Origin of the sequence: Emticicia aquatica, from assembly GCF_923079645.1 — a bacterium.
In the GTDB taxonomy this organism is placed as follows: domain Bacteria; phylum Bacteroidota; class Bacteroidia; order Cytophagales; family Spirosomataceae; genus Emticicia; species Emticicia aquatica.
Genome location: NZ_CAKLPY010000001.1, coordinates 2,100,700 through 2,116,153, shown reverse-complemented (window position 1 = coordinate 2,116,153; position 15,454 = coordinate 2,100,700). Strand labels below are relative to the sequence as shown.

The window sequence follows — 15,454 nt, the reverse complement described above, 5'->3', positions numbered from 1 at the left end:
AAAAAATCATTTTTGAAAATTGACTAAATACAATGAAAAAGATATATTTATTAGCAATATTGTTGGCTTTTCAAGTTTTTTTGATGGGCTGCACCGAAACAAATACAGTTATTAATCCTGGTGAAAAACCAATTATCGAAGCTTATTTAGCTCCAAATCATCGGGTAAGTATGAAGGTTTATACCGAAATTCCATATACCGAAACATCAGAAGGAACATCTGTTAATATTGATGGACTTTCTATAAAAATATCAGGTAGTAATGGCAAAGTTTTTAACTTAAAATCCGTTGGAAATGGTGTTTATGAATCTGCCGAAAATGAGTTAGTTGGTGCTGCAAAAACAACTTATACATTGGAGTTTGATTATAAAGGCAGAAAAGTAGCTGCTTCAACTGAAATACCTGCTAAACCAATCAATTTTAAGATTGATAAAACCGAAATTTCTCGTACCCAAATAGATTTATCAAGTGGGACTTTTCCGCCAATGGGTGGCGGAGGAGGACCATTTGGTGGTGGCGGTGAAACAAATACTTCAGTTGAGCTTACATGGGATAATCCCGAAAATATTTATCATTTTGTGGCAGTTGAAAATACTGAAACTAGCCCGATTCGGATTTTAATACCACCAAGTGGAGCTACTTTTCCAAATTTTAGATTTACAAACGAACCACTTACAGGTTCAAGCAATATTTTAAGGTCACAAAGTTTTGAATATTTTGGCAACCACGATGTAATACTTTATCGAGTAAATGCAGAATATGCAGCACTTTATCAATCAAGTGGAACTACCTCACAAAATTTGAGTACGCCACCGACAAGTATTATCAATGGACTAGGGATTTTTACAGGTATCAATGCAGATACGCTCAAATTTTTGGTCAAAAAGAATTAAGAGTAATTATCTATTTTAAGGTTAGTATATTTAATAAAGAGATGGTTTTACCATCTCTTTTATTTTTTTGGTTTAAAAATGCCTGTTTTATTTAAGTAAAATATGTGTTTTTTAGAAAAATACCTATTTACAGGATGTTTTGGTGTTGAGTTGTTTCTCAATTTTGGGTTTAAATAAAACGACTCAAGACATGAAAACAATTTTAATATTTTTTTTTGCTATTGGTATTGCAAGTTTTTGTAATGGTCAACAAACAATACAAAATAATAATTTGAGTGTAACCCTTTTGCCATCTGGAATTACTACTAATCGCATACTCAACAATAATCAAAATAATTTGTCTTTAGGAACGAATGCTTTGCTAAAAAACATTGATTCCCAAAATAATACTGCCGTAGGAAATAATGCACTAAAAAACCATAAAGGTTCAGGGGCAAGAAATGAAAGTAATGATTTTAATTTTAGTGGTAATTCGGCTTTTGGTAGTGGTGCTTTAGAAAAAGATTCAGTGGGTTCTTTAAATAATGCTTTTGGTTTTTTCTCGCTTAATTCAAATTTTATAGGTCAGAATAACTCCGCATTTGGAGCTTTTTCTCAAAGAGATAATGAAGAGGGAAACAACAATGCTGCTTTTGGAAATTATACCCTTACGTCAAACATAACTGGAAGTTTAAACCATGCTTTTGGAAATTACTCTTTAAATCTGCTTACTGCTGGTGAACGAAATAATGCTTTTGGCTTTTCAGCGTTGTCGGATGGTTCGGTATTTAGCGATAATAATGCTTTTGGTAGCAATGCATTAGAGAAAAATTTGACTGGGAATCGAAACATCGCCATTGGTAATTCTTCACTTTTAATGAATAATAGCGGCTCTGATAATGTTTCGGTCGGAACTGCTTCAATGCAAAACAATACCGTTGGTAGTAGGAATGTAGCAATTGGAGATTCTGCTTTTTTTTATGCAAACTCAGGTATTGATAATGTAAGTATTGGCTATAAATCATTATTTAATAACACAAGCGGAAATTATAATACTTCGATAGGTTCGATGAGCCTTGACAGAAATGTGTCTGGCCAAAATAATGTTGCCCTTGGTTTTAGTGCAATTGGAAACAACCTCTCAGGCTCAAGCAATATTGCTATTGGTGTTGGGGCATTGGGTAATAATATTGATGGTAACAACAACATTGTGATTGGAAATGAAGCTTTGACTGTAAACACATCTGCTAGTAATAATATTGTTATTGGTAACAAAGCTGGATTTGCTCTCTTTGGGCATAATCAATTAATTATCGAAAATACTGATAGTACAAATTCATTGATTAATGGCGATTTTGTTTTAAATAAAGTTGGTATTAATCGAGTAAAAACAGATTTAGATGCTACTCCTCATACGTTTCAAGTTAATGGAACTGCTTCAAAAAATACTGCGGGCAATTGGTCTTCTCACTCTGATAAAAGACTAAAAAAAGACATTTCTTACTTAAACAGTCAGCAAATTCTCGAAAAAGTAGTGGCATTAAATGGTGTAACTTATCATTGGAACGATACTAAAACTGGTACAATTCGACCAACAGATTTACAATATGGGTTTATTGCCCAAGAAATACAAGCGGTTTTTCCTGAAAAAGTCCAAATGGATAAGCAAGGTTTTTTGATGGCAGCCTACGGAGATTTTGACCCAATGATTGTAGAAGCGATTAAGGCTTTGAACAAAAAAATAGAAAGATTAGAAAAAGAAAATTTTCAAATGAAATCTGATAATGACACATTGAAAAAACAAATGGATAGAATTGAGGCAATGTTGACTAAAAGTACGAATAACTAAAAGTGAATGATTTAGACTTAAAAATATATCTTAAAAAGTACTGTCATGGAAATAATAAATATTAAACAATCGAAGAAAAACCAATCAATTTTACCCGAAGAAATACTCAAAATTGAAGCTTGTATTAATTACTCAATCATATTTTTGAAAACGGGACATCAGTTAATTGTAGCAAAAACGCTCAAAAAATACGAGAAAGATTTAAAAAACTGCTTTTTTAGGGTCAATCGTTCAACTTTGGTTAACATCAATTCAATCTGTAAATCATCAGGCGACCAAGTCGAACTTCATAATGGCCAATGTCTAACTATTTCGAGAAGAAGGTTGCATAATTTCAATTCGATAGTGAATCCAAACTTTAGAAAACTTAACCAATAAAAAATGAAAAAGATTATACTCAGTTTATTTCTCATCTTTTTTCTAAAGGAAATCCGAGCTCAAAATGTAACCATTTTACCGAGCGGAATAACTCCTGTACAAAGTGCTTATTTGAAACTTACAAATGCACAAATTCTGGCAAAAACTGATATGGCCATTGGCGATATAGTTTATGATTTAACCTTTTATTGTTTGAGAATGTACAATGGCCACGAATGGCTTAGTTTTTTAAATGCTCAACCAAATACAGGTGAAGTGGCGGCTTTTGGATTTAATTCTGTCAGTACAACTGTTATTGGAGTAGTCCACGACAGCCAAAATAATATTTACATCGCAGGAAATTTTACCACTTCTCTTGTTTTAAGTCCGACTGTTACGCTAACTGGAAGTTCGGCTTTTGAAAGCATTTTTATAGCAAAATTTAATACCGCAGGCACATTATTGTCTTATACAAAAGAGCAAGGAAACAATTCGATTTTTGTTGAGGGTTTACACGTTGATAGCAACGATAATGTTTATGTAACTGGTGGATATCTTGGTACTATTTCGATGGGTGGATTGTATAATTTTACTTCAACTACTGGTAGTTATGATGCTTTTTTTAGTAAATATAATAGTTCGTTGGCTATTCAATGGTCAAAATCGGAAGGAGGAACAGGAGACGATTCTGGGAGGAGAATAGCTACCGAAACCAATGGAAATGTGTTTTTAGAAGGTTATTTTGATGGAACAATCAATTTTAATGGCGGTGCTGTTCAGAAAACAAGTGCGGGTAATTATGATGTTTTTTTAGCAAAATATAGCTCAACTGGTACATTCACTTGGGCCCATTCTTTTGGAGGAACAAGCTATGATTTTGCCAATGATATTTACTATGATGGCTCAAATGAATTGTATTTGATAGGAACTTTTGGTACAGATTTTACTATTGGAGTGGATGCTTACACATCCAATGGAGGCTCAGATTTTTTTATAGCAAAATTCGATAAGAATGGTGTTTACTTAAGTTCTTTGACTGGAGGTGGCACAGGAGATGAATCTGGTAATCTTATCGTAAGAGATTCACAAGGGACAATATTTGTTGGTGGTGATTTTCAAAATACAATTACAGTAAATGGAATAGACTATGTATCAAAAGGGGGGATTGATTTTTTTTTAGCAGAGTTGTATAAACCCATTCTTGTCAATGCCCGTTCAACATCTTCCGAGATACTTTTAACTTCATTCAAAGCATTTGGTTCAAACGATGCAAGCGTCAATGATTTCATCCATGATGCTACCAATGATTCTGACGGTAATATCTATATAACAGGTGCTACAAGCGGAACTTTACCAATCGAAGGCTTTTCAATATCTATAAATAATGGTGCATTTCTATGGAAACGAAACCACGATGCTAAAACTACTGGATTATTTGCTTACCCAACTGGCTTTGGAATTACGAGAGATAACATTGGTAATCTATTTATTGTAGGCAATGCTTTTTTATCTATGACTATTGGCGGGGTGTTTATAAATGTACCCACAGGTACAGTTTCCGATGTTTTACTAAGGGTTAGAATGAATTGATTTTTAAGTAGAATAAATTAAGTATTCGACCCAAAACTAAAATTTTAGCAAGCAAAATGAAAAAAATAATATTGAGTTTATTTCTCATCTTTTTTGTAAAGATAGTTGAGGCACAAAATGTAACGATTTTACCAAGCGGAATTACGCCAGTAAAAACTAGCTATTTGAAACTTACGTTTGAACAAATTCAAGCAAAAACAGATATGACCGTTGGTGATTTGATTTACGACACTTCATTTTATTGTTTGAGAATGTACAACGGTCACGAATGGCTTCGTTTGCTAAATTCTCAATCTAGTGATGGCGAAGCAACAGCTTTTGGATTTAATTCTGTGGCTACAACTATTTCTGGTATTGCACATGACAGCCAAAATAATATTTATATCACAGGATATTTCTTAACATCACTTGTGTTAAGTCCAACTGTTACTCTTACAGGAAATTCTGTTTCTGAAAACCTATTTATAGCAAAATTTAATGCAGAGGGTACATTATTGGCCTATACAAAAGAGGTGGGGAGTAGTGTTGTTATTCCTTATGATTTATATATTGATGGCAATGATAACGTATATGTTGCAGGAAGTTACAAAGGTACCGTTACAATGGGTGGATTGTATAATTTTACCTCAAATAGTACGACTTATGATGCATTTGTTAGTAAATACAACACTTCATTGGCTATACAATGGTCTAAATCTGAGGGTGGAGTTGGCGATGAATTTGCTTCTGAAATAGCTAGTGACGCAAGCGGAAATATATTTATTGGTGGCTATTTTACTGAAACAATTAATTTTAACGGTGGTGCAGTTCAGAAAACAAGTGTGGGCAGTTATGATGTATTCATAGCAAAATATACTTCAACTGGTACACTTACATGGGCAAATTCATTTGGAGGACTAAATTCGGACGTAGTAAACGATATTCATTTCGATGGAATTAATGACCTTTATCTGACAGGATATTACGATTTGGCCACAACTATCGGTTCGGATTCTTATACTTCAAATGGAGAAACGGATTTTTATATTGCAAAATTCGACAAAGATGGCGTTTATCAAGCGTCATTTTCGGGAGGTGGTACAGGAGCAGATTATGGAAATACAATAGTCCAAGATTCACAAGGTTGGATTTTTGTAGGAGGAGATTTCCACAATACTATTACCATAGATGGATTAGACTATGTGTCGAAAGGGGGTTCAGATATGTTTTTGGTAAACTTATCGAAGCCATACGTTGAAAACGCTCGAGTTAACACAACCATATCTTTAGGGATATTTGAAACATTTGGTTCGGATGACCCAACCGTTGATGATTTCTTAACTGAAACCACCAATGACGCTGACGGAAATATATATGTAACTGGATTCACAAGTGGTACTTTGCCAATTGATGGTTTTTCTACAACTGTGCATAATGGGGTTTTTCTCTGGAAACGGCACGCAGATGTTTTAACAATCGGGCTTTATTCTTATCCATTAAATACCTATCCGTATATAACAAGGGATAATATTGGCAATGTTTTTCTTTCGGGCGGAATAGATGTATCAACTACAATTGGAGGAGCATTTATTAATATTCCTTCGGGAACGATGTCTAATGTTTTAATGAGAGTCAGATTAAATTGATATTATTGAATCGAAAATCAAGTTTACTAAAAGCAAATAAGAACTTTAGAAAACATAATCAATAAAAAAATGAAGAAAATTATATTGAGTTTATTTCTTATCTTTTTTCTAAAGGTAGTTCAAGCACAAAATGTAACGATTTTGCCAAGTGGCATTACGCCTGTACAAGCAAGTCATCTTAAATTAACCTACGACCAAATTCAAGCAAAAACTGACATGGCAATTGGCGATTTAGTTTTTGATTTGACGTTTTATTGTGTCCGAATTTATAATGGACATGAGTGGGTCAGAATTTTAAATGCCCAGTCGACAGAAGGAGATGTAACTGCATTTGGGTGTAATGCTCAATTTACTACAATCATAGGAGTAGCTCACGATAGCCAAAATAATATTTATATTGCTGGTTTATTTAGAGCTTCAATTATTTTAAGCCCAACCGTAACGCTTACTGGTGGAGCTGAATACGAAAGCCTTTTCATCGCTAAATATAATACATCAGGTACTTTATTATCTTACACGAAAGAACAAGCGACAAATGTTTCAGTAATTCCGACTGATTTACATATTGATAGTAATGATAATGTTTATGTCAGTGGTTCATATTATGGCACAGTGGCATTTGGCGGAATATATAATTATACACCTTTAGGAGATAACGACGCATTTATTGCCAAGTATAATACTTCACTGGCTATTCAGTGGGTAAAATCTGAAGGAGGAACTGGGCCAGATATTGCACAAAAAGTAGTTACTGATGCCAGTGGGAATGTATTTGTTGCGGGAACTTACCAATCTACGATTAACTTCAATGGAGGAGCGATTCAAAAAACAAGTAATGGTTGGTCAGATATTTTTGTGGCTAAATATACTTCGGCAGGACTAATTACATGGGTAAATTCGGTTGGTGGTGTAAATTATGATTATCTGAAAGATATTTACCATAATGGCAGTAATGCACTTTACATTGCTGGAACGTATTATGATGCTACTACAATCGGTACAGAAAACTATACATCTAATGGAATGGCGGATTTATTCATGGCTAAATTTGATATAAATGGTGTTTATCAAAGTTCGTTTTCGGTTGGTGGAACAGAAGAAGATGGTGTTTTTCTTTCAATAGTTAAAGATTCTCAAGGTACATTGTTTTTAGCGGGAGACTTTCAAGGAACTATCACCGTAAATGGTTCTGATTATGTTTCTAAAGGTAGTGTAGATATTTTCTTAGCCACAATATTAGACCAGATTGGCCCAAGCATGAATGCACGGCAAATAAACTGGATGCTATCAATTGATTCGGATAGTTTTAATACTTTTGGTGGAACTAATGTGGAGTATGTAACCGATGCAATTAGCGACGCCAATGGCAATATTTACCTAACTGGTTATACAAACGTAAATCTTTCAATAGAAGGCTATTCTATTGCAGAACCTTATGGAACTTTTGTTTGGAGACGAAACACTGAAAACCTAACAACTGCTTTGTTTTCGTTTCCTTCAGCTTTAGACTCTCGCATTACTAAAGATAACCTCGGCAATGTATTTATTTCGTCAGTAACCACTAGCCCCGTCACCATTGGAGGAGCATATATTAATACACCTTCCGCAACGATGTCGGCTATTTTAGCAAGAATGCGATTGAACTAAGTTACTTTTTTAAGAAAACAGTGAAAGTTGAACCTTTGTTTACTTCGCTTTCACAGGTAATATTACCACCCAATTCATCAACAAGCCTTTTAACAATGTGTAAACCCAAACCCATTGAATCTTCGTTTTCAGTGGGTTTGGAGCTTATTTGACTGAATTTTGAAAATAAATTCTTTTTTCCTTCCTCATCAATTCCTACGCCATAATCTTTTACCGAAATGCATACATCTTCTTTTCCTTCGTTGATGCTGATACTTACTTCTGAGTTTCTGTAAGAATATTTCAAGGCATTTGAAATGACATTTTCCAAAATTCTGTTCAAATAAAACGTGTCGGATAAGACGCTTATCTGAGGTTTTGATGCCTCGAAATTAATCGAAATTTCTTTGCCGTCAAGGGCAGGTTTGAAGCCTTCTAAAATGGTATTCGTGAAACCAACCAATTCAATTTCAGTCAAATTAAGTGTATGTTCATTTGTTTCAGCTTTTTCGATTTGTAAAATCTTCTTCACCATATTTTGCCCATAAGTAGCCATTTTATTGATATTTTCAGTGGCTTCTTTGGCATCATCATCTAAATTTGGATTTTTAAATAAAATACTTCCCCATAATTTGATGGTAGAAAACGGACTTCCTAAATCATGCGAAACAACACTAATTAAATGGTTTTTTTCTTGATTAAGCTCTGCTAGTTTTTTGTTTTGTGATTGAATAAAATCATTTTGTTGTGTCAAAATAATGTTTTTCTTACGGTTTTGCCACCAAGAATAAGCCACCGTAAATCCGAATAGCCCGATAGCTAAACTCAAAATAATCCAAATGAGTTTTTGTTGTTTTTGAGTTTGTAATTCAGTATTTAAAAGTTTGTTTTCCTGCGTTTTCTTTTCAGATTGATATTTTTCTTCGAGCTCAGAAATAGCATTATTTGTTTCTGTATTCAATAATTCATTTTCTAAAGAATGGTATTTCTGAACATATTCATAAGCATTTTTATAATCATTAATTTCTTGATAATAAGTTGAATAATCTCTATAAGTATCTGCTATTTTTGATTTTGACTTTAATTTTTGAGCAATTATTAAAGCATTATCTATTAACTTTTTTGCTTTTTCATATTGTTTTAAAGGGATATAAATTCCTGCTAAATTTAAGTAATCATTCCAAAGATCGTCTACTGCATTTACTTTTGTGTGATAAGCTATGTTAAAGTCTAAGTACGTTTTTGCTTCTTGATATTTTTTTTGATTAACCAATAATGCACTTAAATTTATGCCTAAATTGGCAATTCCAGCCGAATCTCCAATTTGTTTTTTTATCTCTAATGACTTTTTATAATTAATTAATGCTGAATCAATTTGATGGAGATTGCGATAACAAATACCCAAATTTTGATAAAAAGAAGATAATCTTTTGGGCTTCGGTTTTGGTATAAGCGACTGGGCAATAATTAATGCTTCCGAAAAATAGCCTTTGGCTTTATCGTATTGTTTGGTAGAAACTTTTAGAGAGCCTAAGTCGCTGAGCATAAGAAGTTTAGCTTCTAAATCTTTCTTTTCTTCACTAATTTTTAAACCATAAATATAATCTTTAGAAGCTTCTTGAAATTTACCTTCGAGTTCGTTGGCCAAACCTCTCAAGCGGTATCCATAACAAATCCCTAAAGTATAATTAATTGCCCTTGAATCTTTTTCGATTTGATTGGCATAAAATCTCATCGAATCCAATTGACTTTCGTCATATTGAATTACTTGTAAACATAATTTATTAATTTGTTCGGCAGTTTTTTGAGCAAATGTTGAAAGTTGAACAATTAATAATAAAGCTACTTTAATCAATGTTTTCATGTAATTATATTGTTTTTGAGGGCATATTTCACTAAACCAACAGTGTTATTTACGCCTAATTTTATCAATATATTTTTTCGATGTGTATCAACTGTACCAACGCTCAAAAATAGTTTTGCGGCAATATCAGCACTGCTATATTCTTGACAGACCAGTTTTAAAACTTCAATTTCTCGTGGACTCAAAATGTCATTAACTTTTTGGTCGGCATAAATAACGGTGTTTTTGTACTCATCTTCAAAACCTGCAATCTCAACTTTTTCTGAGAAATAAGTTGCACCATTTGCCACGATTTTAATGGCTTTTATCAATTCTTCTGTCGGAGAATCTTTCAAAATGTATCCTTGAATATTAAATTTTTGTAACTTATGAAAAAAACGAGTTCCTCGTAGTAGCGTTAAATATAAAATCGGAAGATTGGGCAATTTGCTTCGTAAAGCCTGTAATAATTCTTCGGGCTGAATGTCAGGGAGTTGTACATCAAGAACTAAAATATCAATATCCAAATCAGAAATATTGTTGAGGATTTCTTGACCAGATTTGAATGAATGTACCACTTTTAAATCATCTTCATATTCAAGGATTTTTTGCAAACCCTTGAGAAAAATGTCGTGGTCATCAACGAGAGCAAGTTTGAACATTCAACAAAAAACATTTATAGTTTTGGCTATTTTAAAGAAAGTAATGGAGATTTTAGCGAAAAAAAGGTCTTACAACTATATATATTGAATACATTATGTAAAAATGACGGGGTTAAATTAATGAAAATTATTTTGACAATCAACATTGACTAAAATTCATTTAATTTTAGTCGATGTTGAATATGTATATGCAGTAAATTTATTGAGGAGGATTTTTGTCAAGTTGAAGCTCCATGTGATAAAGGTCGAAACCATCAGCCCAGAAATTTCTGACGATTTCTTTTAATTCAAAACCAAATTTCTCGTAAAATTGATAAACTAGCTGTGAAGTTCTTACAACAATTATTTCAATGTTTTTAATTTCTTTTATTTTCTGTATTCTGAATTTAATTAATTTACTGCCCAAACCTTTTCCTTGAAATTGTGGATGCACAATATCCCAAGAAATTCTAATTATTTTTTCATCTTCAGATGTGTTGAAACCTCCGCAAGCAAGTACTTCATTTTCAACTTCAACAACAAAATAGTTTTCGAGATGATTATCTAAAAAGTCATTCAAATCACTTTCTTCCGAAGGTGCAAAATATGTTGGTGTATTCTGCCTTAATAAGTCAATAATGCTTTTTCGGTCAGAATGTTGGTATTTTCTAATTTGCATTTTCTAAGAAAGTTTTCTTTTTATTCAAACAAAATTTCATAAACTATCAATTTGTTTTTGAATCGTTAATTTATCAGTTTTTGTTTTAGCTAATAAAAGTGCTTTTTGGAAATGAGTTCTAGCTTTATTTTGGTCAATTTCTTTATAAAGTTCACCCAATAAAGTTAAATAAAAGTGATTATCATTTAAATTTAATTTTTCAGCTTCCGCTATTGCCAGTACATTTCCTTTGACTTTGGCCAGTGCATAAGTTCGGTTAAGTGCAGCAATAGGAGAGTAGTTGATTTGCAATAAAATATTATAAAGTTGCAAAATGTTTTCCCACTTTTCTTGCGAGTCGGTCTTTTTGGTATGCCAATAGGCAATGCCAGCTTCTAAATGATATTTAGAAATTTCATTTCCTTGAGAAGCTTCATGGAAATGAAATATTCCTTGCGTAATTAATGCTTGATTCCAGAGCGTTTCGTCTTGTTCTTGATAAAAAACAATTTCACCATTTTTGTCTTTTCTGGCCTCAAATCTTGATGAATGAAAACACATTAATGAAAATAATGCGTTTACTTTTGGCAAATTAGTTCGTTCATTTTCGATAAGTAGAAAAGTCAATCTCATTGCTTCCAAACAAAGGTCTTTTCTTAAAATTTCGTCTTGACTTTCGGAATAATATCCTTCGCTAAAGAGCAAATAAAGTGTTGTTAAAACAGTTTCTAAACGTAAATTAATTTCTGTTTCGGCTGGAAATTCGATTTTTACGTTTTCTTGGCGAAGCTTTTCTTTTGCTCTAAAAAGACGTTTATTGATGGTTTCTTTGTTGCTTAAAAAGGCATCAGCAATTTCGTCAATACCAAATCCACAAAGAATTCGTAACGATAATCCAATTTGAGCTTCACCCGAAATTGATGGATGACATAGTGCAAAAAGCATTTGTAATTGGCTATCGGTAATGTTTTTTTCTGATAAATCAATCTCAAATTCGCTATTTTCAGCAGCTGAATTCTGAATTTCCTGAACAATCTTTTCTGAAAAAATGTGGTTGTGAGTCAACAGATTTTTAGCTTTATTCTTGGCAACTGAATACAACCAAGCTTTAGGATTTTCGGGCAAACCTCTAAAAGACCATGTTTCAACAGCCAGTAAAAAGGTGTCGCTCGCAATATCTTCGGCTATTTCAATGTGTTCAATACCAAATCGTTTGCACAATACAGCAGTAATTTTTCGATATTCGGTTCGGAAAAGATGCGGTATTAATTCTTGTTCTTTCATAGATAAAAAAGGCTTCTGTTTAATTTCAGAAGCCCTTAATTTTTTGAATGATTTCTAATTTCCTTTCGCAACCTTTCTTACTTCAATGGTATTGCCTTCTCCTTGCAAAACGGGGCAGCCTTTAGCAAATTCAACTGCTTCTTCGACGGATTCAGCTTTGACAATAATCAAACCACCAATTGTTTCTTTGATGTCACCAAATGGACCGTTTGTAACAACATTATTGAATCTTACAACCTTAGCTTCATCAAAGGGTAAGCCAGTACCGCTTACAAATTTATTCTGAGCCGCAATTCCGCCAATCCAATCCATTGTTTGTTTCATCCAAGCTTGCATTTGTTCGGGTGAAGCAAGTTTTTGACCATCTTCATGACGCATGATTAAAGCGAATTCTTCCATCTTTTTTAGATTTAATTGTGAATAATTGAACTTTCATCAATATCAAATGAGAATTAAAAAATTGGACAAAAAATATAAAAATCTTTGTTTGCTCAATCACTTTTATGCAATGCTTTATTCTTCTTCCGCTCCAAATTGACCGCCCAAGCTAATGTTGCTACCAAAGAAAAGTGCGTTTAAGAAAAGTTTATTTGTACCAAACCAAGTTCCTCTAAAATTGGGGTCGTCAGAGAACAAAATCACTCGACCGCTACCTTCATAACTAATATTAATGGCTGCCGAATTTGAAATTCGTTTCAAAGATTCTTGATGAACATAACCTGTAATTCGAGGATTTGCAGTGTAAACCAAAACTGAATTTGCGGCACCAACACTTCTTTCTAAAACAGTATTATTGTTTCGATAAATAGCTATTTTTTTATTGGTATAACCAAAACCAATTGGACTAGAAATGTCTAATTCGGCGTCAAAAATTGCTCCGCCTGTTTGTTTTGCACCTTCAGTTGCCTGAATATCTTCGTAGGCAATTCTGGTTTTATTTCGGCTACTATCGATTTTTGCTTCTCGTAATTTTTCTTTTACAATTTCTTGCTTGATTACCCATTCTGAACCAGTTTTTTGGGTAATCAAAGTACCACCATTGGCAACCCAAGCTTTAAGTTTTTGAGTAGATGCTTTATCTAATGCTGAATAATTTCCACCAACTAATACAATTGTATTGTACCGATTGATGTTTAATCGAGCAAAATTATAAATTTCAACTTTAGTAATTGGCATTCCAATTTTTGTATCGAGCAAATGCCAAATTTCACCAGCTTCTGATGAAGTTACACCGCCGCCAACGAGCATTAATGCTTGTGGTTTTTTGACGGTTTGGAAACTATTACTTCCCAAATCAATTCCAGTAGTACTAAAACCAGTAGAAACTGCATTGATGCTTACGCCTGTATTTAGTGAGATTTGTTTGAGTTTTTGGTATAATTCTTCCGAATTTAGTTGTTGTTTTTGTACTGAAATCAAAAGTGTTCCATAGCCATAATCTTTTCCATCAATACTAAATTTTTTGAATGAAGTTTTGGTAAGTATTTGATTATCAAGTAATTGGTTTAAAGCTTTTGGAGCAAAATAATCAGTCCATTCTATTAAATATGCATATTCACTTTTACTAAAAATAGCTTGATTTACTTTCAAATCTGTTTTGGTAATTCGGTCACCTTTTTGGAAATTTCCTTTGATTTCAGTATGTGGAAGCCCGTAAGCTAATGCTAAATTCCATGCTGAAGCATCATAAAACAAACTATCAGCAAAAGTTGTTGGGCGGTCAAAAATAGAACGAACCATCAAAAATTGAGGTTGAGCGGAAGGAATTAAAACGGCTTTTCCTTTCTTGAAATTTTGTCCATTTTCAGTAATATCATTAGGCAAATGATAAAATTCAATGTTATGTTGCAATAGTAAATCCCAAAATGCACGATTACGGCCTTGGTCGTTAGCATCGCCAATAATGTAGGCTTTGGTTGCAAATTTTTGTCCTTGCGAAATGGTTTCTATGAAAAAATTGCGTTGGTGGTTCAATAAAATTTCTTTGTCAATCAATGAAGCACGAACGGTTGCTAAAGCATTGACTAGCTGATTTCTGATGGTAAAACCAAATGTTAAATCGCCATTTTGACTTTCCTGCACATGGCCACGAGAACTTGCTTGTTCAAACAAAAGCCCCAAACCACCTTCCAAATCTGGGTAGCTTGAACCATAACCTGGATAAAAATTATCAAACGATTCTTTGGTATAATATAGTGAGCCAATTTCATTCATGGCTTGCTCAAAATGTTTGGCAAAACGACTGTTCAAATCTTTATACACAAATTTTGGGACAAGCGGATTTTCAGCGTTTTCTTTTGTAGGTTCAAAAAAATGTGAAGCATTTGTTCCCATTTCATGAAAATCAGTTACCACATTTGGTAGCCATTGATGATAAAAAGCCAACCGATTTCGACTTTCAACATTCACAGCTAAATACCAATCACGATTGAGGTCAAACCAATAATGATTTGTACGTCCGCCAGGCCAAATTTCGTTGTGTTCACGGTCGTTTGCATCTGCTACCATTGGGTCACCTTTGTGCATATTTGCCCAATGCGAATGGCGGTCACGTCCATCAGGATTGATAACAGGTTCCATCAAAATTACGGCATCATTGAGCCAATTTAGAGCCTCAGGGTCTTGGCTTGCAGTCAAATAATAAGCTGTCAAAATTGATGCTTCACCACCCGAAGGCTCATTTCCATGTACATTATAGCCCAACCAAACAATGGCAGGGGCTTTTTTGGTATCAGGCATGGGCTTGCTTGGGTCTGTAATCGTTAAGTGTTCTTTTCTGATTTCTTCTAAACGTTTGATGTTTTCAGGCGAAGAAATAGTGACAATTATTTGCTCACGATGTTCATTTGTTTCGCCAATTTTCTGAACTGAAACTCGGTCAGAAACTCGGTCAAGTTCACGCATATATTCAACCAATTTATCATGCCGCGTGTGGTGCGAACCGATAGGGTATCCCAAAAATTGTTCGGGAGTTGGAATACTTGAATTGAGTTGTTTTTTTGGAAAAAAATAATTGTTTTGGGCGAAAGAATAAAAAAAATTGCCAAAGCAGAAGACAAATGTAAAAAGTTTCTTCATTGATTTTTTAGGATTAGTTTGAGATGGATTA

The 15,454-nt window shown here is 33.5% G+C and carries 12 protein-coding genes; 6 read left to right on the top strand and 6 right to left on the bottom strand.

Annotated features, from left to right (window positions below; translation table 11 throughout):
* Window positions 1-32 precede the first annotated feature (32 nt).
* The 6 genes from MJQ71_RS09080 to MJQ71_RS09055 all read left to right on the top strand — a co-directional run bounded on the left by MJQ71_RS09080 (window position 33) and on the right by MJQ71_RS09055 (window position 7,940).
* Window positions 33-893, top strand: coding sequence for a DUF4249 domain-containing protein (locus tag MJQ71_RS09080; protein WP_238806260.1), 861 nt, complete (start codon window positions 33-35; stop codon window positions 891-893).
* A 190-nt stretch (window positions 894-1,083) separates the two neighbouring features.
* On the top strand, window positions 1,084-2,721 hold the full coding sequence (locus tag MJQ71_RS09075) for a tail fiber domain-containing protein (RefSeq protein ID WP_238806259.1): 1,638 nt from the start codon (window positions 1,084-1,086) through the stop codon (window positions 2,719-2,721).
* 45 nt (window positions 2,722-2,766) lie between these two features.
* Window positions 2,767-3,099, top strand: coding sequence for a LytR/AlgR family response regulator transcription factor (locus MJQ71_RS09070; RefSeq protein WP_238806258.1), 333 nt, complete (start codon window positions 2,767-2,769; stop codon window positions 3,097-3,099).
* 3 nt (window positions 3,100-3,102) lie between these two features.
* The gene (locus MJQ71_RS09065; protein ID WP_238806257.1) at window positions 3,103-4,668 is read left to right on the top strand and encodes an NHL repeat-containing protein; all 1,566 of its coding nucleotides are present in this window, start codon (window positions 3,103-3,105) and stop codon (window positions 4,666-4,668) included.
* Between the two features lie 56 nt (window positions 4,669-4,724).
* On the top strand, window positions 4,725-6,293 hold the full coding sequence (locus MJQ71_RS09060) for an SBBP repeat-containing protein (RefSeq protein ID WP_238806256.1): 1,569 nt from the start codon (window positions 4,725-4,727) through the stop codon (window positions 6,291-6,293).
* A gap of 69 nt (window positions 6,294-6,362) precedes the next feature.
* Window positions 6,363-7,940, top strand: a complete 1,578-nt coding sequence (locus MJQ71_RS09055; protein ID WP_238806255.1) for an NHL repeat-containing protein — start codon at window positions 6,363-6,365, stop codon at window positions 7,938-7,940.
* Window position 7,941: 1 nt separating this feature from the next.
* Here the strand turns inward: MJQ71_RS09055 and MJQ71_RS09050 are convergent, their stop codons facing one another.
* The 6 genes from MJQ71_RS09050 to MJQ71_RS09025 form a co-directional block, all read right to left on the bottom strand.
* Window positions 7,942-9,783: a tetratricopeptide repeat-containing sensor histidine kinase gene (locus MJQ71_RS09050; protein ID WP_238806254.1), complete on the bottom strand. Its 1,842-nt coding sequence runs from the start codon at window positions 9,781-9,783 to the stop codon at window positions 7,942-7,944.
* Window positions 9,780-10,424: a response regulator transcription factor gene (locus MJQ71_RS09045; RefSeq protein ID WP_238806253.1), complete on the bottom strand. Its 645-nt coding sequence runs from the start codon at window positions 10,422-10,424 to the stop codon at window positions 9,780-9,782. The genes MJQ71_RS09050 and MJQ71_RS09045 overlap by 4 nt, the downstream gene beginning before the upstream one ends.
* A gap of 199 nt (window positions 10,425-10,623) precedes the next feature.
* Entirely contained in the window at window positions 10,624-11,082 is a 459-nt protein-coding gene (locus MJQ71_RS09040) for a GNAT family N-acetyltransferase (RefSeq protein WP_238806252.1), read from the bottom strand.
* 36 nt (window positions 11,083-11,118) lie between these two features.
* The gene (locus tag MJQ71_RS09035) at window positions 11,119-12,345 is read right to left on the bottom strand and encodes an RNA polymerase sigma factor (protein WP_238806251.1); all 1,227 of its coding nucleotides are present in this window, start codon (window positions 12,343-12,345) and stop codon (window positions 11,119-11,121) included.
* Window positions 12,346-12,399: 54 nt separating this feature from the next.
* A complete protein-coding gene (locus MJQ71_RS09030) occupies window positions 12,400-12,744 on the bottom strand; it encodes a YciI family protein (RefSeq protein WP_238806250.1) in 345 nt (114 codons plus the stop codon).
* 114 nt (window positions 12,745-12,858) lie between these two features.
* Window positions 12,859-15,423, bottom strand: a complete 2,565-nt coding sequence (locus tag MJQ71_RS09025; protein ID WP_238806249.1) for a M14 family zinc carboxypeptidase — start codon at window positions 15,421-15,423, stop codon at window positions 12,859-12,861.
* Window positions 15,424-15,454 lie beyond the last annotated feature (31 nt).

Coding starts and splice junctions, on each gene's coding strand:
- MJQ71_RS09075 (WP_238806259.1), top strand. CDS start 1,084: ATGAAAACAATTTTAATATTTTTTTTTGCTATTGGTATTGCAAGTTTT.
- MJQ71_RS09050 (WP_238806254.1), bottom strand. CDS start 9,783: ATGAAAACATTGATTAAAGTAGCTTTATTATTAATTGTTCAACTTTCA.
- MJQ71_RS09035 (WP_238806251.1), bottom strand. CDS start 12,345: ATGAAAGAACAAGAATTAATACCGCATCTTTTCCGAACCGAATATCGA.
- MJQ71_RS09055 (WP_238806255.1), top strand. CDS start 6,363: ATGAAGAAAATTATATTGAGTTTATTTCTTATCTTTTTTCTAAAGGTA.
- MJQ71_RS09080 (WP_238806260.1), top strand. CDS start 33: ATGAAAAAGATATATTTATTAGCAATATTGTTGGCTTTTCAAGTTTTT.
- MJQ71_RS09030 (WP_238806250.1), bottom strand. CDS start 12,744: ATGGAAGAATTCGCTTTAATCATGCGTCATGAAGATGGTCAAAAACTT.
- MJQ71_RS09040 (WP_238806252.1), bottom strand. CDS start 11,082: ATGCAAATTAGAAAATACCAACATTCTGACCGAAAAAGCATTATTGAC.
- MJQ71_RS09045 (WP_238806253.1), bottom strand. CDS start 10,424: ATGTTCAAACTTGCTCTCGTTGATGACCACGACATTTTTCTCAAGGGT.
- MJQ71_RS09065 (WP_238806257.1), top strand. CDS start 3,103: ATGAAAAAGATTATACTCAGTTTATTTCTCATCTTTTTTCTAAAGGAA.
- MJQ71_RS09025 (WP_238806249.1), bottom strand. CDS start 15,423: ATGAAGAAACTTTTTACATTTGTCTTCTGCTTTGGCAATTTTTTTTAT.
- MJQ71_RS09070 (WP_238806258.1), top strand. CDS start 2,767: ATGGAAATAATAAATATTAAACAATCGAAGAAAAACCAATCAATTTTA.
- MJQ71_RS09060 (WP_238806256.1), top strand. CDS start 4,725: ATGAAAAAAATAATATTGAGTTTATTTCTCATCTTTTTTGTAAAGATA.